The organism is Aeromonas sp. s5 (assembly GCF_040907865.1).
GTDB classification, from domain to species: domain Bacteria; phylum Pseudomonadota; class Gammaproteobacteria; order Enterobacterales; family Aeromonadaceae; genus Aeromonas; species Aeromonas dhakensis.
Map to the genome: position 1 here is coordinate 1 of NZ_JBFOCO010000007.1, position 19,378 is coordinate 19,378.

General features: G+C 63.1%; 17 protein-coding genes and 1 riboswitch. Of the genes, 7 read left to right on the forward strand and 10 right to left on the reverse strand.

Annotation, left to right across the window (positions count from 1 at the left end; genetic code table 11):
* The first annotated feature begins 453 nt into the window (after nucleotides 1-453).
* Nucleotides 454-948, forward strand: a complete 495-nt coding sequence (locus tag AB5Y94_RS05390; RefSeq protein ID WP_005306971.1) for an RNA-binding protein — start codon at nucleotides 454-456, stop codon at nucleotides 946-948.
* An 18-nt stretch (nucleotides 949-966) separates the two neighbouring features.
* On the opposite strand, the gene murI is transcribed toward AB5Y94_RS05390, so the two are convergent.
* From murI to AB5Y94_RS05405, 3 genes are all read right to left on the reverse strand, one after another.
* Nucleotides 967-1,761: a glutamate racemase gene (gene murI, locus AB5Y94_RS05395; RefSeq protein WP_267996282.1), complete on the reverse strand. Its 795-nt coding sequence runs from the start codon at nucleotides 1,759-1,761 to the stop codon at nucleotides 967-969.
* A gap of 105 nt (nucleotides 1,762-1,866) precedes the next feature.
* Entirely contained in the window at nucleotides 1,867-3,744 is a 1,878-nt protein-coding gene (locus AB5Y94_RS05400; RefSeq protein WP_267996283.1) for a TonB-dependent receptor, read from the reverse strand.
* Between the two features lie 51 nt (nucleotides 3,745-3,795).
* A riboswitch (cobalamin riboswitch) is annotated at nucleotides 3,796-3,974 on the reverse strand.
* A 35-nt stretch (nucleotides 3,975-4,009) separates the two neighbouring features.
* Nucleotides 4,010-4,912 carry a LysR family transcriptional regulator gene (locus AB5Y94_RS05405; protein WP_010635666.1) on the reverse strand — a complete coding sequence of 301 codons (903 nt, stop codon included), beginning with the start codon at nucleotides 4,910-4,912 and terminating at the stop codon, nucleotides 4,010-4,012.
* A gap of 111 nt (nucleotides 4,913-5,023) precedes the next feature.
* On the opposite strand from AB5Y94_RS05405, the gene AB5Y94_RS05410 reads away from it, so the two are divergent.
* The 4 genes from AB5Y94_RS05410 (at nucleotide 5,024) to AB5Y94_RS05425 (ending at nucleotide 7,950) form a co-directional block, all read left to right on the forward strand.
* Nucleotides 5,024-5,950 carry a sodium-dependent bicarbonate transport family permease gene (locus tag AB5Y94_RS05410; RefSeq protein ID WP_368205147.1) on the forward strand — a complete coding sequence of 309 codons (927 nt, stop codon included), beginning with the start codon at nucleotides 5,024-5,026 and terminating at the stop codon, nucleotides 5,948-5,950.
* A 4-nt stretch (nucleotides 5,951-5,954) separates the two neighbouring features.
* Nucleotides 5,955-6,257 carry a hypothetical protein gene (locus AB5Y94_RS05415; protein ID WP_005306985.1) on the forward strand — a complete coding sequence of 101 codons (303 nt, stop codon included), beginning with the start codon at nucleotides 5,955-5,957 and terminating at the stop codon, nucleotides 6,255-6,257.
* A gap of 62 nt (nucleotides 6,258-6,319) precedes the next feature.
* A complete protein-coding gene (purE, locus tag AB5Y94_RS05420) occupies nucleotides 6,320-6,829 on the forward strand; it encodes a 5-(carboxyamino)imidazole ribonucleotide mutase (RefSeq protein WP_005306988.1) in 510 nt (169 codons plus the stop codon).
* Complete coding sequence (locus AB5Y94_RS05425; RefSeq protein ID WP_368205148.1) at nucleotides 6,826-7,950, forward strand: 5-(carboxyamino)imidazole ribonucleotide synthase; 1,125 nt, start codon at nucleotides 6,826-6,828, stop codon at nucleotides 7,948-7,950. The genes purE and AB5Y94_RS05425 overlap by 4 nt, the downstream gene beginning before the upstream one ends.
* Before the next feature lie 73 nt (nucleotides 7,951-8,023).
* Here AB5Y94_RS05425 and AB5Y94_RS05430 read toward each other — a convergent pair whose 3' ends face one another.
* From AB5Y94_RS05430 to leuE, 4 genes are all read right to left on the reverse strand, one after another.
* Nucleotides 8,024-9,214 carry an MFS transporter gene (locus AB5Y94_RS05430; RefSeq protein ID WP_017787871.1) on the reverse strand — a complete coding sequence of 397 codons (1,191 nt, stop codon included), beginning with the start codon at nucleotides 9,212-9,214 and terminating at the stop codon, nucleotides 8,024-8,026.
* A 109-nt stretch (nucleotides 9,215-9,323) separates the two neighbouring features.
* Nucleotides 9,324-10,055 carry a LytR/AlgR family response regulator transcription factor gene (locus AB5Y94_RS05435; RefSeq protein ID WP_368205149.1) on the reverse strand — a complete coding sequence of 244 codons (732 nt, stop codon included), beginning with the start codon at nucleotides 10,053-10,055 and terminating at the stop codon, nucleotides 9,324-9,326.
* On the reverse strand, nucleotides 10,049-11,722 hold the full coding sequence (locus AB5Y94_RS05440) for a sensor histidine kinase (RefSeq protein ID WP_005306998.1): 1,674 nt from the start codon (nucleotides 11,720-11,722) through the stop codon (nucleotides 10,049-10,051). The genes AB5Y94_RS05435 and AB5Y94_RS05440 overlap by 7 nt, the downstream gene beginning before the upstream one ends.
* A gap of 159 nt (nucleotides 11,723-11,881) precedes the next feature.
* On the reverse strand, nucleotides 11,882-12,520 hold the full coding sequence (gene leuE, locus AB5Y94_RS05445) for a leucine efflux protein LeuE (RefSeq protein ID WP_025202475.1): 639 nt from the start codon (nucleotides 12,518-12,520) through the stop codon (nucleotides 11,882-11,884).
* Nucleotides 12,521-12,719: 199 nt separating this feature from the next.
* On the opposite strand from leuE, the gene AB5Y94_RS05450 reads away from it, so the two are divergent.
* Nucleotides 12,720-13,940: an MFS transporter gene (locus tag AB5Y94_RS05450; protein ID WP_042051586.1), complete on the forward strand. Its 1,221-nt coding sequence runs from the start codon at nucleotides 12,720-12,722 to the stop codon at nucleotides 13,938-13,940.
* Nucleotides 13,941-14,127: 187 nt separating this feature from the next.
* Here AB5Y94_RS05450 and AB5Y94_RS05455 read toward each other — a convergent pair whose 3' ends face one another.
* Both AB5Y94_RS05455 and ftnA read right to left on the reverse strand, forming a co-directional pair.
* A complete protein-coding gene (locus tag AB5Y94_RS05455) occupies nucleotides 14,128-15,312 on the reverse strand; it encodes an NAD(P)/FAD-dependent oxidoreductase (RefSeq protein ID WP_368205150.1) in 1,185 nt (394 codons plus the stop codon).
* 163 nt (nucleotides 15,313-15,475) lie between these two features.
* A complete protein-coding gene (gene ftnA / locus AB5Y94_RS05460; protein WP_005307011.1) occupies nucleotides 15,476-16,000 on the reverse strand; it encodes a non-heme ferritin in 525 nt (174 codons plus the stop codon).
* A 209-nt stretch (nucleotides 16,001-16,209) separates the two neighbouring features.
* On the opposite strand from ftnA, the gene AB5Y94_RS05465 reads away from it, so the two are divergent.
* Nucleotides 16,210-18,000: a GGDEF domain-containing protein gene (locus AB5Y94_RS05465; protein WP_010635650.1), complete on the forward strand. Its 1,791-nt coding sequence runs from the start codon at nucleotides 16,210-16,212 to the stop codon at nucleotides 17,998-18,000.
* Nucleotides 18,001-18,018: 18 nt separating this feature from the next.
* Here the strand turns inward: AB5Y94_RS05465 and fabV are convergent, their stop codons facing one another.
* On the reverse strand, nucleotides 18,019-19,206 hold the full coding sequence (gene fabV, locus AB5Y94_RS05470; RefSeq protein ID WP_010635649.1) for an enoyl-ACP reductase FabV: 1,188 nt from the start codon (nucleotides 19,204-19,206) through the stop codon (nucleotides 18,019-18,021).
* Nucleotides 19,207-19,378 lie beyond the last annotated feature (172 nt).

Genomic DNA, 19,378 nt, shown 5'->3' on the forward strand with positions numbered 1-19,378 from the left:
TTGTTAAAGAGCGTGGCGCTTGTCGCGCTGAGGTGGCGTATAATACCTTCCTCACTTCGAAAGTCAAGCGCTTGTTTTCGCTTTTCTTTCGGCGCTGGCTTCACGAGGAAGCGAGCTCATCAGGTTGGCGTGTTCTGCCGTGCTGGTGAGGGCGCATTATAGGGAGGCGCGTCGCGATGACAAGGCTTTTTTTGAAGAAAGTCACGGAAATCTCAAATTATCCAATTAGAAACAGCTTACTCAGTGTATATATACAATGTTATCCACAACCCAATGATTTCAGACCCCTTTTATCATCATTTAAGTGGGTCTTCCTCCCGCAAGGGATGCCATACTGGAACGGATAATGTGTCCCGAATGGTCCATGGTAGCGCCCGGCTGGAAAGCTGGTTACCATGGAGGTGAATAGAGTGTTGCACCTTTTTTGCTTTCATTTACAAAAGGTCTTTAAAGATGAATTTATCCAAGTTTCCCGTTTATGTGCAGGCAGCCATCCTTGCCCTGGTGTTGGCACTGGTTGGTTATCTGGTTGCCCAGGCACTGCAATTTTCTTTGAAAGCCGAAGTGATTTTTGCTGTGGGTCTGGCCATCGGCGGTTTCGTGGTACCGCTGTTCCTCAACAACCGTGCGCCCGCCGGCGCCACTGAACAGGCCTCCAATCAGGAGACCTGCACCTTATATGTAGGCAACCTGCCATACCGTGCCAATGAGATAGCCGTGCGTGAACTGTTTGCCGAACAGGGCCAGGTTATCTCTGTTCGTCTGATGAAGGACAAGGCCACCGGCAAGCGCCGGGGATTTGGTTTCGTAGAGATGCCTGCTGCGGACGCCGCCAAGGCGATCGCCGCGCTCAACGACAAGGAGTATCAGCAGCGCACTCTCAAGGTGCGCGAAGCCAATGACAAGCGGGATAAAGATGAACGAGAAGGCAACGAGGTTGACGCCTGATCGGCAACCGATCGTTTGTTAGAACCTGACCTCTTCGAGTGATGACAACCCCCAAGCTTGCAAGGGGGTTGTCAGTTTCTGGGTCTGGGCATCCAGCCGGGTACAGTAGGCCTTCCCCCCGACATCTTCCATCCGCGTCGGTGTCGTGACCAAACCAGTCAACAGGTGAGCCACCCGTTTGGCAACCGCACTGCCGGAATCCACCAGTTGGCACGCAGGCATCAGCTGCCGTATCTCTTCATCCAGCAACGGGAAATGGGTACAACCCAACACCAGGGTATCCGGGTGTTCTTCCCCTTCCAGCCAGTCCGCCAGCACTTCCCGCAACAGCGCCATATTGACCGGCAGACCCGCCAGCTTGCGTTCGGCCTCGATGACCAGCTCGGTCGCCCCCTTGAGCAGCACCCGCTTGCCCGGCGCAAACTGGGCGATGAGTTCGTGGGTATATTCACGGCTGACGGTACCCGGTGTCGCCAGCAGACCGATGCAACCGTTGCGGGTGAGCGCGGCCGCGGGCTTGATGGCAGGCACCACCCCTACCACGGGAATAGCCAGAGCCTCGCGCAGGGCAGGCAGCGCTATGGTGCTGGCGGTGTTGCAGGCGATCACCACCAGATCGATATGATGACGAGCCACCATGGTAGTGACCAGTCGGGTGCAGGCTGCAATCAGGGCAGGCTCGCTCAGCTCACCATAGGGGAAGTTGGCGTTGTCGAAGCAATAGAGATAGTTGTGTGCCGGCAATGCGCGGCGGATCTCGCGGTAGATGGTCAGCCCACCCATACCGGAGTCGAACACGAGAATATTGGCCACTTGAGCTCCCCTTTGGTGCAAGGCGGCGATCATACTCCCGCCAACCGCCAATAGAAAAGGCCCCACCAATGGCGGGGCCCCTCATTTATACAATCACGGTCGGGATCAGAGTGAGTAGTCGACCGTCACGTAATAGGCACGCTCGTCGGCCGGGTAACCCACCGCAGTCTGGTACTCCTTGTCCAACAGGTTGTTGATCTTGCCGGAGACCTTCCAGGAAGGAGCGACCTGATAACCCACTGCCAGGTTCCAGACACTGTAGCCACCCAGCTGGGTCGTGTTGGCCGCATCGCCATAGCGCTCGCCCTGATAGATCCAGCTCAGGGAGCCATCGAACTGCTGCCACTGTGCCTGGGTCACCCACTTGGCCCCCTTGCGGGAGATCAGCTGCAGCTGTTTGTCGGTCACCTTGTCCTTGGGATCCTTGTACTCGGCAGAGACCCGGTGGCTCAGCCAGCCGGTGTCAAATTCCCCTTCCAGCTCGATACCTTCGATCCGCGCCTTGCCAACGTTCTGAGGGCTCCAGAAACTGTTGGGATCACTCGGATTAGTGGGCGCCCACTGGATCATCTGCTCGAAGTCGTTGCGATAACCGGTCACACGCCACTCGACGCCGGCAGTCTGGCCATCGAGCATCAGCTCGCGGCTCTTCGACTCTTCCGGCTTCAGGTCAGGGTTGCCTGAGCTCGGGTAGTAGAGGTCATTAAAGGAGGGGGCGCGGAAGCCGGTGCCGTAACGGGCACTGAGGCGATAATCCTCCGCGAAGCGCCAACCAGCCCCGGTCTGCCAGGTGTTGTGACGACCAAACTGCTTGTTATCGTCACTGCGACCGCTTAGCTCGGCCTGCCACGTCTGGTTGTCAAACTGGGCCAGAGCATAGAGCCCGGTGTTGTCGCGCTCGTCGGCATCGCTCGGAAAGGCGGTGCCGGAGGAGCGGGAACTGGCATCCAGCATGTCGCGCTGCCAGTCGGCGCCGCCACCCAGGGTCCAGTTCTCGTCCAGCTTGACGTTGTTGACCCAGTTCAGGGTGTACTGACGGGTATAGAGCCGGTCAGTGGCCTGATCGCGGCCGCTGCTGTCCGGGTAGTCGTAGGCATCCTGTTTGGAGAAGGCACCGCGCAGTTCGCTCAGGTAACGCTCGTCATGATAACGGGCCCCCAGCTGGTAGCTCTGGTTCTCGGTCCAGGTTTCGTTGCGCTGATGGTAGGCCGGGCCCCAGGCAGAAGCGGCGGACGATCGGTCGTACTGGGCAATGTTGCGGAACCAGCGGGTCGTGCCGAACAGATCCCAGTTGCCGGTCAGCGCATGCTGATAGTCCAGCATGGCGTTATAGCCCCGGTGACCGTGCTTGTCGCCATCGTTCACCCCTGCGATGGGGTGGACGTTGTAGCCGGTCTCGTCATCGAAGCCCCCGGCAACCTTGAGCTGGCCAGCTTCACCGATCTGGCTGGCGCTGCTGAAGGCGGCCTGGCGCTGTTTGTGGGAGCCGGCACCGACATTGAATTTGTGCTTGTTGGTCGCGGGATCGGGACGGGTGATGATGTTGATCACCCCGCCGATGGCATCCGAACCATAGATAGTGGCACGCGCGCCGCGGATATATTCGATGCGCTCCACCTGATTGAGCGGCAGGTTGTTGAGCTCCGTCATCCCGGCGGTCAGGGAGGCGCTACGCACCCCGTCCACCAGCACCAGGGTCTGGGAAGAGGTGCCGCCACGCACCCGCAGCGAGCTCAGTTGGCCACGGCCGCCATTGCTCACCACTTCCACGCCGGGCAGGGTCTTGACCACATCGGTCACGGTCTGGGCTTGCAGACGGTCGATCTCGTCACGGGTCACCACGTTGACGGGAGCCAGCACGCTGGAGGCAGGTTGGGCGACACGGGTGGCGGTCACCACCATGGTGGGGTTGACGGGGATGGTCAGTGGCTGGGCAAAGGCCGCCGTTGGCAACAGGGCAGCCGCCAATAATTTCTTGGACATGAGAGATCCTTAAGTTCGCGTAAGCATCTACTTCGTGGCCGGTTTCTCTCGGCCCGAAATACGAACTTTGGCAGGTCTTCGGGCTGGGGGGCTGATGGCCTACGGCGACGGCTTCCCACCCGATGGCAGTGCCCTGATGTCGCTTCGTTCCCCCTTACCGCTGCGCGCCAGCTCCGGATTTTCACCGGATTCCCTATTAAGCATGATGCGCCAAAGCGCAGGGATTATAGGCAGAGCAGAGGTGGATGTATAGCCATCCAGATTTCTATTTCTTGCCACCCAATGCCGCCAATCGCTGCTTCGCCCCTGCCATTACCGCCTGCACACCGGGATGGGAGAGATGACGACCGGCCGACACCAGATAGTAGGAAAGCGTCACTTCGGTCAGGGTTGCAATCCGTTCGACACCATAGAGCCGCGCTATCTCCTCGGCCATGGCCAGCGGCGCCGGGAAGATCCCCATCCCCGCCTTGCCGAACGACTTCATCAGAGTCGAATCATCGAACTGGCCGACCAGATGAGGATGAATGCCCTGCTGACGATACCAGGCCAGCAGGCTGTCATGGGTCGCCGACTTCTCTCCGGGGATCAACAGGGGCAAGCCTTCGAGGGAAGCAGGAAAACCCTGCCGTGCCCGGGCAGCCAGCTCGGGGCTAGCAAACAGCGCCAGAGGGCTGCGTCCCAGCTCGTGGTTGTAGCCGCGCACCCCGCTGTCGGGAGGAAGCGGGCGATCGATCAGCACCATGTCGAGCTTGTGGCTGGCCAGCTCACTGAACAGCTGTTCCGCCCGCTCTTCATGGCACACCAGGCGCAGCGGGGTGGCCAGCGCCATGGCAGGCGCCAGCAGCTCGAACGCCAGGGTACGGGGGACTGAGTCGGCGATCCCCACCTGCATGGTCAGCTCCTGGCTGGCGTGGCGCAGGGTATGCTCGAGATCGGCGCCGAGCGAGAAGATGGCGCCAGCCTGTTCGAGTGCCTGGCGACCGGCAGCGGTCAGGGCAAGCCGCCGCCCCACCCGGTTGAACAGCGCCACCCCGAGGGAGAGCTCCAGCTCGGCCACCTGACCACTGACGGTCTGCGGCGTGAGGTGCAACTGTTCGGCGGCCCGCGTCACACTCCCGCTGCGCGCCACGTGCCAGAAGTAATAGAGCTGTTTATAGTTGAGCATCGGGTCCCTTATCAGTTTCTACCGAACAATCATCAATCAAAATCTGATTTTATCGAAACATCTTGCACTCTAGCATGCAACCACCCTGTGAATTGCCTCCTGCGAACTCCCATGCTGGATGTTGTTGTACTCTTTTTCCTGTTTGGCCTGCTGGCCGGTCTGGTGCGCTCCGAGCTCAAGCTGCCGCCCGCGCTCTACGATACTCTCTCCCTCTTTCTGTTGCTGGCCATCGGCCTCAAGGGCGGCGTCGGCCTGGCGCAACAATCCCTGCAACCCTTATTACCGCAACTGGCGCTGGTGATCCTGCTCGGCATGCTGCAGACCCTGGCCGGGTTCGCCGTGCTGCGCCTCAAGATGAACCGGGTCGATGCCGCCGCCACCGCCGCCCACTACGGCTCGGTCAGCGTGGCAACCTTTGCGGTCGGGGTGAACTGGCTCACCGAGCGCGGCATCAGCTTCGAATCCCAGCTCTCCATCTTCCTGGCGGTGATGGAGATCCCCGCCATCCTGGTCGGCATCGTGCTGGCCCAGGGGATAAGTCGGCAAACCCGCTGGCGCCGGCTGGCCCATGAAACCTTCCTCGGCAAGGGGGTCACCCTGCTGCTGGGCGGCATGGCCATCGGCTATCTGGCCGGTCCCGACGGGATTGCCCCGCTCAAACCCCTGTTCGTCGACCTGTTCAAGGGGGCGCTGGCGTTGTTCCTGCTGGAGATGGGCCTCATCGTCGCCGGCCAGTGCCAGGACCTGCGCCGCCATGGCCTATTCCTGCTCGGCTTCGCCCTGTTGATGCCGCTCGCCTCGGCGGGCCTGGGCCTGGTGATCGGCCAACTGATGGGGCTCTCCCAGGGTGGCCTGACCCTGCTGGCCACCCTGGCAGCCAGCGCCTCCTATATCGCCGTGCCGGCCACCATGCGCATCGCCGTCCCTCAGGCCAATCCGGGCCTGTCGCTCAGCGCCGTATTGGGGGTCACCTTCCCGTTCAACATCATGCTGGGGATCCCGCTCTACCACAGCTGGGCCCGCCACTTCATGGAGTAGCCACATGCAGACCGAGATCCGCACCCTGCTCACCGTCATCACGGAAGCGAACCTGGAACCCACCCTGCTGCGCACCCTCACCCGCGAGGGGCTGCGCGGCTACACCATCACAGATGCCAGAGGGCGCGGCGATCACGGGGAGCGCAACGCCAGCTGGAGCGAGAGCGGCAACATCCGGCTGGAAGCGATCTGCAGCCGCGAACAGGCGGAACGCCTGCTCGCCCACCTGCAGAGTCGCTACTACCCCGACTATGCCATGGTCGCCTTTTTACAACCGGTCGAAATCGTGCGACCCGAAAAATTCTGAGCCGGCTTGCCGGCTCTTTTTGCCACCCAGAGACAAACGTTTGACTACAAGGAGTCATAGCCATGAATACCCCTCCCCTGATCGGCCTGGTAATGGGATCCGACTCCGACTGGCCCGTGATGCAGGCCGCCGCCCGCATCCTCAAGGAGCATGGCGTCCCTTACGAGGCGCGCGTGGTCTCGGCCCACCGTACCCCGGATCTGCTGTTCGAATATGCCGCCAGCGCCCGTGAGCGTGGCCTGCGCGCCATCATCGCCGGGGCCGGCGGCGCCGCCCACCTGCCGGGTATGGTGGCCGCCAAGACCACCCTTCCGGTGCTGGGTGTGCCCATCCCGACCCGCCAGCTCAAGGGGATGGACTCCCTGCTCTCCATCGTGCAGATGCCCAAGGGGGTGCCGGTCGCCACCTTCGCCATCGGCGAGGCGGGCGCCGCCAACGCCGGCCTGTTCGCGGTCTCCCTGCTCTCCGTCGCCCAGGATGGCGATGCCCCCCGCTATCAGCAGCAGCTCGACGGTTTTCGCGCCAACGAGCGCGACCGGGTGCTGGCCCTCACCCTGGAGGACCCGGCATGATACTGCCACCCGCCACCCTCGGTATGCTGGGGGGCGGCCAGCTCGGCCGCTACTTCGTGATGGCCGCCCACCGCCTCGGCTACAAGGTGGTGGTGCTGGATCCCGATCCCGCCAGCATCGCCGGTGCGGCTGCCGATCACCATATTGTCGCCGCCTATGACGACCCGGCGGCGCTGCACGATCTGGCCAGCCGCTGCGCCGCCGTCACCTGCGAGTTCGAGAACGTGCCGGCCACCGCCCTGGCCCTGCTGGAGCAGTACCAGCCGGTACGCCCGGCCGCCGGCGCCGTGCGCATCTGTCAGGATCGCCGCGAAGAGAAGGCCTTCCTGAGCAGAGCCGGCATCCCGGTCGCCCCCAACCAGACCCTGCAGCCGGGTGAGCCGCTGCCCGAACTGCCGGATCACCTCTTCCCCGCCATCCTCAAGACCGCCCGCGAGGGGTACGACGGCAAAGGCCAGTGGACCATTCAGGCCGCCGACCAGCTGCCGGCCGCGCTGGCCGCAAGCGGCGTCCCCTGCGTGCTGGAAAAGCGCCTGCCGCTGGAAGGTGAGTTTTCCCTGACCCTGGCCCGCAGCCCGAGCGGTGCCATCGGTGCCCTGCCGCTGGTGCAGAACTGGCACAGCGGCGGCATTCTGGACCAAACCCGCTCCCCGGCCAACATGCCGGCGCTGGAGGCCGACGCCAGACACATCGCCGAACAGCTGATCGCCGCCCTCGACTACGTCGGCGTGCTGACGGTGGAGTTCTTCCTGGTGGCAGGGAAACTGCTGGTCAACGAGCTGGCACCCCGCCCCCACAACTCGGGCCACCCCAGCCTCGACAACGCCGAGTGCAGCCAGTTCGAGCTGCAGGTGCGCGCCCTGTGCGATCTGCCGCTACCCGCCCGGATCGCCGTGCGCCCCGCCATGTTGCTCAACCTGCTGGGGGATCTCTGGCAAAACGGCACGCCAGACTGGGCCGCCCTGCTGGCACTGCCCGGTGTGCATCTGCACCTCTACGGCAAGGGGGAACCCCGCCCCGGCCGCAAGATGGGTCATGTCACCATCACGGCCGCCGACTGGCCGACGGTGGAAGAGACCTGCCAGCGGGTGCGCCAGCTGCTGGGGCTGCCACCGCGCTGACCCCTGAGCCGCACACAAAAAAAACCCGGGCCAGGCCCGGGTCTTTTCATTGCTTGCTGCGACAGGCGGGTGATCAGGCCTGCTCCACCGATACCGGCGCTGGCAGGCGGATGGTGAGGGAGAGCACCAGCGCCACCACCAGCAACACCAGGATCAGGTTGAAGGTCGCCATGAAGCCGCCGAACAGGGAGGCCACGATGGAGCCGATGATGCTGCCCAGACCAAAGCCCAGATAGATGACGCCGTAGTTCTTGGTCAGGTTGTTGAGACCGAAGAAGTCACTCACCAGCGAGGGGTAGACGGTGATGGTGCCGCCGAAGCTGAACGCCACGCAGGCCACCGCCACGAAGAACAGGTTGGCGTTGAGCGGCACGAACAGCAGCAGCGCCATGCCGGCCAGGGTAATCAGCTGGGCGATGGTGATGACCCGGATACGGGACATCTTGTCGGAGAGGATGCCCAGCACCAGCCGGCCGCCCAGGTTGGCCATGGCGATGATGGCGACGGCGTTGGCGGCGACCACGGCCGGCAGACCCACCATGTTCTCGCCGATGTCCTTGGCCACGCCGATGACGTAGAGACCGCTCATGCAGGCGGTGAGGAACATCAGCGCCAGCATCCAGTACTGCGGCTTGCGCATCGCCTCGGCCAGGGTGAAGTCGCGGCTCTCGCTCTGCTGCACGGCGGCGGCCTGCTTGGGCGCATCCTTCATCAGCATGCCACCCACCAGCACCATGGACATGGCGATCAGCCCCCACAGCTGGAAGGTGGTCTCCAGGCCGTTGCTGGAGAGCAGCAGCAGGTTGATGTACTTGAAGCCCAGGCTACCGAGGCCATAAGCACCGATGGAACAGGCGGAGATCAGTCCCTTGCGCTCCGGGAACCACTTCACGCAGTTGGAGAGGGTCATCAGGTAGCCGGTACCGTCGGCAAAACCGACCAGGATGCCGGCGCAGAGGTAGAGCATCGCCAGGTTGCTGGCGTGGGCGGTGAGGAAGAAGCCGATGCCGAGCAGCACGCCGGCACCCAGGGTGACGTTGCGCACCCCGAACCGCTCCTGCAGCTTGCCCGCCAGGGAGGAGGCCACCGCCAGCGAGAGGCTGAGCAGGCCGAAGGCGAAGGCGACCTGGCTGACCGGCTCGTCCAGCTTGTCGGAGAGCTGGGCGTTGAACAGGCTCCAGGTGTAAACGGATCCCAGCGCGAACTGGGTGATGATGGTCCCCAACAGGGTGAGATAGCGGGTGCGATTCAGATCGATGGTCATGATGCGTCTCGGTCAATGGCCTTAAGGAAACTGGGGCCACTATAGGCAAGACGCCACTCCCGCCGACCGATTAAGGCATGAAATGCAGATCGGCGGGAATGAATGACAATCAGAGCCGCATCAGCTGACGGAACGCCTTGATGTTGCTGCGGCTGACCGGCACCTCAAACGGCAGGTCATGGAGCCGGATGAGATAGGTGCTGTTGAACCAGGGCACTATCTCGCGGATCTTGTTGATGTTGACGCAGTAGGAGCGGTGGCAACGGAAGAACCCCTCGGCGGGCAGCCGGCTGACGAACTCGCTGAGGGTCATGGTCATCACGTAGCGATCATCGCGGGTGTAGACATGAGTCAGCTTCTCGTCGGCTTCCGCGTAATAGATCTGCTCGCAGGGGGTGACGATGATGCGCTCCCCCTTCACCAGGTTGACGGTGCGATTGTGCGGCGTGCCCGGCTCGCTCCCCTGCCCCGCCTGCGACTTGCCCGCCAGCTCGAGCTTTTGCAGCAGGCTGATGAGGCGCGGCTCGTTGTAGGGTTTGAGGATGTAGTCGAACGCCTCCAGCTCGAACGCCTCCACCGCAAACTCCTTGTAGGCGGTGACGAAGACGATGTGGGGCGGGTGGCTGGACTTGTGCAGGTTCTTGGCCAGCAGCAGGCCGTCGATGGAGGGGATCTGGATATCCAGAAACACCACGTCCACCTCGTGATCCTGCAGGTATTTGAACGCCTCCAGCCCGTCCTCGAAGCTCGCCACTATCTCGATCTGGCTGTGCTGATTCACCAGATAGATGAGCTCCTCGCGGGCGAGGTATTCGTCTTCCACTATGATGGCTTTCAGCATGGCATCGACTCCTGATCCGGCAGATAGAAACTCACTTCGGTACCCGGCTCCAGCCGCTTGAGGTGCAGGCCGTCGCCATAGAGCAGCTTTACCCGCTGATGCACGTTCATCAGGCCGATGCTGCGGCTCTCCACCCGCCCGGCGGCGACCCCGTCGATCACCTCCTGGCTGATGCCGTAACCGGTATCGCGCACCGCGACCCGAATGCCGCCCGCCAGCTGTTTCACCTCGATGGTGACCCTGCCCGGCGCACTGCGGGGCTGGATGCCGTGCAGGATGGCGTTTTCCACCAGCGGCTGCAACAGCAGGCTCGGCACCTGAATGTGCACGTCATCCACCTCGAACACCACCTCCAGCTTGTCGCCGAAGCGGGCCTGCTCGATGGCCACGTAGTCGCGCACCTGCTGCAACTCCTCCTGGATGTCGATGAGGGTGTCCCCCTTGTTGAGGTTGTAGCGCAGGTAGTCCGCCAGATTGGCGATGAGCTGGCGCGCCTGCTGGGGCCTAATGCGGATCAGCGACGAGATGGCATTGAGGGCGTTGAACAGGAAGTGCGGGTTGATCTTGCTCTGCAGCGCGGTGAACTCCGCCTTGCGGGTCATCTCTTTCAGTTGCTCGATGCGCGACACCTCCATCTGGGTGGAGATGAGCTGGGAGAGGCCCACCGCCATCTCCTTGAGGGAACTGGTGATGCTGTGGGTGCGGCGGTAGTAGATCTTGAGGGTGCCGCTGACGGCGCCGTTCTCCCGCAGCGGAATAATGATGACCGAGTGGAAATCGGCCAGGTGGTACTGGCGCAGATCGTTGTTGATGATGATCTGATCCAGCAGCACCGCCCGCTGGGTCATGGCGCTGATGGCGTGGTGCTCGTCCAGCTCGTAGTAATCCTTGCCCACCCCCACATAGGCCAGCACGTCGCGAGTGTCGGTGATGGCCACCGCATCGGCGCTGATCTCGCTGCGAATGATGCCGCACACCTGGCTCAGGGAGTGACGATCGATGTTCTGGAAAAACGGCAGCGTCTTGTTGGCGATGTCCAGCGCCAGCTTGGCCTGCTTGGCGGCGATCAGCTCCTTCTCGTCATCCAGGTCCTGCACCAGCTTGATGATGAGACCGATGCAGAGCGCCCCGGCGATCATCGGATAGGCGATGTGGCTGACGATCTCCACCCCCACTGCATGGGGCTCGGTCAGCTGCCAGATAAGCAGCATGGTCAACCCCTCGCAGGCCATCCCCGCCAAGATGCCGTACAGCCAGAGCCGCGACTTGCGGCAGCGCAGGTGCAGCCAGGTCGCCAGCAGGCCGGCGATGATGCTGGCGATGAGACACGGGATCGAGGTGTGGCCATCCATGTCGATGAGGTAGCGGTGCAGGCCGGAGATAACCCCGGCCGGAATGCCGACCCAGGGGCCGAACAGGATGCCGCCCGAGATGATGGCGATGATCCGCACGTTGATGAGGGCCCCCTCCACCGGAATGCCGGTATAGGTGCTGAACACCGCGAACAGGCAGAAGATGGCGGCCACCAGCACCAGTTCGGCCGGGGTGTGGTCCCGCTTCTGGAACAACCGCTGGAACGGCCGGGTACGGGTCAGGAAGAACAGGGTCATCAGCATCAGCGCCGCCCGTTCGAACACCGCCAACAACATCATCTGATTTTCGAGCATGAGACCATCCGACCGATTGCAACCAGGGAACACAACTGAATTATCTCTCGCCATGACACGTGGAAGGCAAGCATGAGGGACTGATCCCCTCATGATAAAGCGCAGTAGTTTACCCCAGCCGACCGGATAGGGAAGGCCGCGACTTCCCCTTGTCGGGGTTCAGGATGACAACGTGGCCAGCCGGGCGGCGAAGCCCATGAAGAAGAGGCCGATGAGGCCGTTGCCGAGTCTGGCGAGGCGTACCTTGCGTGCAAAGAAGCGGGCCATCAGGGTGCCGCCGAAGATCAGCAGGGTCAGATAGACGAAGCTCATGGCCTCCAGCATGCTCGCCAGCACCAGGTAGGAGAGCCAGGTGTGGGCATAGTTGAAGTCGACGAACTGCACGAAGAAGGAGACGTAGAACAGGATCGCCTTGGGGTTGGTGAGGCTTAAGGTAAGCGCCTTGGAGAAGTAGCGCTCGCCGTGCTCGACCACGGACGCCTGCCCTTCCCGCCTGGCGATAAAGTTGGCGTGCAGGATCTTCACCCCGAGATAGAGCAGGTAGATGGCCCCCAGGTAGCGCACCAGGGTAAACAGCAAGGGGGTGGTACGAATGAGGGAGGCGATGCCCAGATAGGCGCAGAAGATCAGGATGGCATCGCCGACGAAGACCCCGAGGGCCGCCTGGTAGCCCGGGCCGACGCCGCGGCTCGCCCCGGTGCGCAGCACATAAATCGAGTTGGGCCCCGGCGCTATGATGATGAAGAAGAGCCCCACCAGATAGGTCCAGACATTGATGACTCCCAGGCTCTCGAACATGATCTCTCCATGGCGGGTGGCGACCCACATAATGCGACGACGAGGTTTCTATACTAATCCTCCGCCCGCCGAGCACAAGCACCGAGCAATGATCCGTTCATATCTGGACTGCACATCCCCGCACTAACCACTTTGTGGTGTCCAGACGCATCGGGATCAGGCATGTTAAGCCATATCCAGATTCACAGAACCCGCCCTCATGGAAAAGAGCCTCAGTACCGATCAACCACTCGCCGCTGCTGCCGCGCACGACGCCCTGAATCGCACCAGCTATCCGGTGATCGCCGCCATCAGTTTCTCGCACCTGCTGAACGACATGATGCAGTCGGTGCTGCTGGCCATCTACCCGCTGCTCAAGCTCGGCCTCAACCTGTCGTTCGCCCAGATCGGCCTCATCACCCTCACCTACCAGTTCACGGGTTCGCTGTTGCAGCCGCTGATCGGCCTCTACACCGACCGCCGGCCCATGCCCTATTCATTGCCGTTCGGCATGGGTTTTACGATGATCGGCTTGCTGTCGTTGTCGCAGGCGGCCAGCTTCGGCGCCGTGCTGTTGTCGGCCATGCTGATCGGTATCGGCTCGTCGGTGTTCCACCCGGAATCGTCCCGGGTCGCCCGTATGGCAGCCGGCAGTCAGCCCGGGCTGGCCCAGTCGCTGTTCCAGATCGGCGGCAATCTGGGGTCGGCCATAGGCCCGCTGCTCGCCGCGCTGATCATAGTGCCACGGGGCCAGGGCAGCGCGGCCTGGTTCTCGCTGTTCGCCCTGGTCGGCGTCATCGTGCTCAGCCTGGTCGGGCGCTGGTCCAGCCACCACGCCGCCAACTTCCATAAACGGATGAAGGCGCACCTCGGTCACGGCCTGAGCCGCCGCCAGATCGGCTGGTCGCTGGCCATCCTCGGCCTGCTGATGTTCTCCAAATTCTTCTACATGGCCAGCCTGAGCAGCTATTACACCTTCTACCTGATGGACAAGTTCAGCCTGTCGCTGGACAGCGCCCAGCTCTATCTGTTCGCCTTCCTGTTTGCGGTCGCGGCGGGTACCGTGCTCGGCGGGCCAATTGGCGATCGCATCGGCCGCAAGCGGGTGATCTGGATCTCCATCCTCGGCGTCGCCCCCTTCACCCTGCTGCTGCCCCATGTCGACCTGTTCTGGACCTCGGTGCTCTCGGTCATCATCGGCCTGATCCTGGCCTCTGCCTTCTCTGCCATCCTGGTCTACGCCCAGGAGCTGGTCCCCGGCAAGGTCGGCACCATCTCAGGCCTGTTCTTCGGTATCGCCTTCGGCATGGGGGGCATAGGGGCGGCTCTGCTCGGTCAGCTCGCCGATGCCACCAGCATCGAGACTGTGTACCAGGTCTGCGCCTATCTGCCGCTCATCGGCCTGCTGACCGTGTTCTTGCCAACCCTTAGAAAGGGATAGCGGGCCACCCCGCGAGGAATGCAACCCATAAAAAACGCGGCCTGAGAGGCCGCGTTTGACGTGGATGAGAGCAAGGGGTGGTCAGCAGTACTGCCCGGCTACCCAGCCGCCGGGGCTACAGCCCCACTGGAAGTTGCCATCGCGAAGGCCGCTATCGCGCTCATCGACGATACAGAAGCAGCCTCTATCAGCAGTACTGGCCGGCTACCCAACCGGAGGACCAGGCCCACTGGAAGTTGTAGCCACCGAGCCAGCCGGTCACGTCCACCACCTCGCCGATGAAGTAGAGGCCGGCCACCTTGCGCGCCTCCATGGTCTTGGAGGAGAGCTCGTTGGTATCAACCCCCCCCAGGGTCACTTCGGCGGTGCGATAACCCTCGGTGCCGTTCGGCAGGATCTGCCAATCCCCCAGCAGGGTGGCCACTGCCTCCAGCTCCCGCTCGTTGTACTGGCGCATCGGCTTGTTGACCAGCTGGCCCAACTCCACCAGCTTGTCGACGAAGCGCTTGGGCAGCTCGCGCCCCAGCACGGTTTTCAGCTCCTGCGCCGGATGGGCCTGGGCCCACTCCCTGAGGGTGGCGACGATGTCGAGCTCCGGCAGCAGGTTGATGTGGATCTTCTCCCCCGCCAGCCAGAAGGAGGAGATCTGCAGGATGGCTGGGCCGGAGAGACCACGATGGGTGAACAGCATGGCCTCCTTGAAGCAGGTGCCATCCTCGGCGGTCACCGCCACCGGCAGGCTGACCCCGGCCAGATCGGCGAAGGCCTCTTTCTCGGCCTGATGCAGGGTGAAGGGCACCAGCCCGGCACGGGTCGGCAGCACCTTGAGGCCGAACTGCTCCGCCAGCTTGAAGCCGTAGGGGGTAGCGCCGAGCTTCGGCATGGAGAGGCCGCCGGTTGCCACCACCAGCGAGTGGCAGGTTATCTCACCCTGACTGGTGGTCAGCACGAAGCCCTCTTCGCCCTTGCTGACAGTGAGGATCTCGGTCTGGAACTGCAGGGCCACGCCCGCCCAGTCGCACTCGGTCAGCAGGATGTCGACGATCTCCTTGGCGCTCTCGTCACAAAAGAGCTGGCCCAGGGTCTTCTCGTGATAGTTCAGGCCGTGCCGGTCCACCAGCTCGATGAAATCCTGCTGGGTGTAGCGCGCCAGCGCCGACTTGCAGAAGTGGGGGTTGGCCGAGAGAAAGGCGTGGGGGCCGGCCTGATGGTTGGTGAAGTTGCAGCGGCCGCCGCCACTGATGAGGATCTTGCGGCCCGGCTTCTTGGCATTGTCGAGCACCAGCACGGAGCGGCCCCGATAACCGGCCTGGGCCGCACACATCAAACCGGCCGCCCCGGCGCCGATCACCACCACATCAAACTGCTTCATCATCACTCACTCATCCAAAGAAAAACGGCCCCTGTTCAAACGAGAGACCGTCATTGTACCCGGCAGACACCAGCCCAGCGGTTGCAGGAGATTTGCAACAGAAAACGGCCCCAGTTAAGAGGGGCCGTCATTGTACTGGCTGAACACTAAGTGTCCACGACTATCAGGCGTTGCCATCCATGATGCTGGCCGGGGCGCCCTTGGCCAGCTCGGCCAGCTCCTTGTCGATGAAGTAGAGGCCTTTGCCGTCTTCACCCACCAGGCTCAGACGATCGACGATGCTCTTGAACAGCTTCTCCTCTTCATGCTGCTCGGCCACGTACCACTGCAGGAAGTTGAAGGTGGAGTAGTCCTGGGTGGTGAACGCCACGTGAGCCAGGCCGTTGATGCACTTGGTGATGTGGTATTCATGCTCGAGGGTGGTGCGGAAGATGTCGCCCAGCGACTTGAACTCGTGGGGAGGGGCATCGATGGCACCCAGCAGTGGCATGGCACCGGTCTCGCTCACGTAGGTGAACAGGCGCTCCATGTGCTGACGCTCCTCAACGGCGTGCTGGCGCAGGAAGGTGGCCGCCCCCTCGAAGCCCTTGTCCTCGCACCAGGCGCTCATCTGCAGGTAGAGGTTGGAGGAATAGAATTCAAGATTAATCTGCTCGTTCAACTTCTCGATCATGGCTTTGGCCAACATGATGATTCTCCACTGTGATTTGGTCACGATTGTCGCCACAGTTGCTGCCCGACGCAACCAGATAGCGCAGCCGAAGATCCCAGTTGTGACAGCTTTTCGCCTCATCCTATCCCCCATACGGTTATAGAGAAGCAAAGAAACATGGTGTAAGCGGATTCAGCCATTATGATGGCGCCAGTGGTCGGGGAAAGGATTCAATGAGATTCATAATGGCACTGGCACTGCTCTGGATGACCCAGTTGCAGGCAGCTCCCTCCTTGCTGAAAGAGGCTGAATTGCAGGCGGCGCGCGATCCCGTCGGCTATCTGCAGCGCCTCGACGCCAGTCACCAGCAGGATATGGGACTGTTCTACGCCAGGTCCCTGGCCCAGGCCGCGCTGGGGCGCTATCCACAAGCCCTGCTCGACAACGCCCGGGCCCGCGGGCTGGCCAGCGCCCAGCAGGAGACCCTGCGCCTGCTCGACTTCCGCTTGCAGCAGATCGCCCTCACCCTGGACACCGAGGCGCCGGATCAGGCGCTCACCCTGCTGGAGCAGCTCAGACCCGCCGTTGCCGGCCATCCGCAACAGACCTCGGAGTGGCACGCCCTGAACGGGCTCGCGCTCTACCGCACCCAGCAACTGAGCCCGGCCATCGCCGAACTCAAGACCGCCTTTCGCCTCAAACAATCGGTACCGGACTCCCCCATCGCCAGCCTGCAGTGTGCCCGCCTGCTGATGACCCTCGGCAACCTCTATGCCGATCTGAACCTGGCGCGGGAAGCCGAAGGCTACTATCTGGAGGCGCTGCAACGCATGGTGCAGCTGGGCGAGCCCAACAGCCAGATCATCATCCGCGCCAACATGGCGCGGCTCTATATCGATACCGATCGCCCCGCCCAGGCCAGGCGGCTGCTGGACAACCTGCTCAGCAACCCGGTGCTGGCGCCGGATTACCGTGCCATCATCCTCGGCTATCAGGCCATGGCGCTCAACGCCCAGCACGACTGGGCCGGCGCCCTGCGTACCCTGGACGAGGCACAGGCGTTGTATCGGCAGCTGGGCTACCCGGAAGCCGGCATGCGCCTGCAGGAGACCCGGGCCCGAGCGCTGCAGGGTAGCGGCGAGAAACAGCTGGCGCTGCAGGTGCTGACCAGCCAGGGGAGTACGGGGGCCGCCAGCAAGGCGCTGCAGGCCAGTCTGCTGGCGGACCAGGGGCGCTACCCGGAGGCCTACCAGGCACTCAGCGAATACGTGAGCGACTACAAGCAGCACTTCAACCAGACCCTGAGCCAGCATGCCGCCGCCTTCCAGGCCGAGATGGATCTGGCCCGCAGCGAGGCCAGCAACCGGGTGCTGCAGCAGGAGAACGAGAACAAGCGCCAGCAGCTGCTGCATCAGCAGAGTGCCCGCCACTACCAGCTGATGCTGGTCGGCCTGCTGGCCGGAGCCCTGCTGCTGCTCGGGCTCACCACCCATCGGCTGCACCGCAGCTCACGCCACCTCTACAAGCTGGCCACCTTCGATCAGCTGACCGAGTTGCCCAATCGCCGTGCCCTGCTGGAGCGGCTGGCCAGCCGCTGGCAGCAGGAGGGGCCGCTCACCCTGATCATCATCGACATCGATCACTTCAAGCAGATCAACGACCGTCACGGCCATCAGGCGGGGGACAGGGCTATTCAGCGGCTGGCGCGGGAGCTGAGATCCTGGGCACCCGACCTGCAGCTGGTGGGGCGCTGGGGTGGCGAGGAGTTTCTGGTAGCGGTGCCGCTGCCGGCGGCGGATTGCTGGTATCTGGCAGAGCAACTGCGCCAACGCATCGGCCAGATCGAACAGCCGCGCATGACCATCAGCATCGGGGTGGCTGGCCGCTCGGCCGCCGATGACGGGCTGGGCCAGCTCATCCACCGGGCCGACATGGCCATGTATCAGGCCAAGCGCCAAGGCCGCAATCAGACCATACAGGCCGCGGAGCCTGGCAGCCCCGAAGAACCGGAGGCACTGGCCAGCAGCGTGGCCTGAGCCGCAGCCTCCCCTGACTCAGGGCTGCAGCTCGGTGAGGGAGGCGACATCCACCGGCTCGCCATAGTCCACCCCCGCCAGCTCGAAGCCGTTGAGCTGCATGAAGTCCTGCCGCAGCCCGGCAAAATCCCCCAGCGCGTGGAAGTTGTCCGGCGTCACCTTGGACCAGAGCGCCGAGACGGCGGCCTGCACGGCCGGGTCGAGCTCGTGGTCATCCATCCGGATCAGCCGGTTGCCGTCAGCCACCACCCCTTGCGGGCCGTACATCTTGCTGGCGAACAGCCGCTGCATCTGCTCGATGCAGCCTTCGTGTACCCCGCGCTCCTTCATCACTCCCATCAGCAAACCCAGATAGACAGGCAGCACCGGAATATAGGCGCTCGCCTTGGTGACCAGCGCCTTGCAGACCGACACCCAGGCGTGGCCGCCAATCTCCGCCAGTTGCAGGTTGATGGTCTCGGCGGTGGCGTGCAGGTGCTCCTTGGCATAGCCGATGGTGCCGTCCCGATAGAGGGGATAGGTCGATTCGGGGCCGATATAGGAGTAGGCCACCGTCTGGGCGCCGGGCGCCAAGCAATCCGCCTGCTGCAGCGCCTGCAACCAGAGCTGCCAATCCTCGCCCCCCATCACGCTGACGGTGTCGCGGATCTCCTCCGGGGTGGCCGGATCCAGCGACTGCTGCACCAGGGTGTCGTGTTCCAGATCCAGCCCCCAGCCGCTGAATGGCAGGCCGGTGGTCTTGAGCACGGAGCGCACTTGCGTGCCGTCCGGCAGCACCCGGATGCCGCTCGCTAGCGAGTAGATCACCAGATCCACCTGTCCGAGCTGCTGGCGGATGACGTCGATGGCCTGCTGACGCATCTGGTCTGAGAAAGCGTCACCGATCAGGTTGATGGCCACGCGGCCAGCCTGTTCCGCCTCCGTGCGAAACCAGATGTTGTTGTACCAGCCGGCGCTGCCCAGCCCCTTGTCGGAGGGGCCGCGCTCGAACGACACGCCAATGGTGTCGGCGCCGGCCCCGAAGGCCAGGGCGATGCGCGACGCCAGCCCGAAGCCGGACGAAGCGCCCAGCACCAGCACCCGTTTCGGCCCGTTGAACGGGCCCGCCGCCCGGATCCGCGCGATCTGCTGCAGCACGGCGGCGCGGCAGCCGATGGGGTGACAGTTGCGGGCGACGCAGCCCTGGATTTGTGGATGAATGATCATCAAGGAGTCTCCGGGAAAGGAACACGACAGCAGGAACGGCCGTGGAACGCAGCGGCGCGCCACGGTTTGCCAAGGGAACTGGCTACAGCATAACCAAGCGGGGCGGGATTACCTTGATGTCGGGCGGAATATCGGCGGGAAGAGGGCAGAAAAACAAAAGGGAGCACGAGGC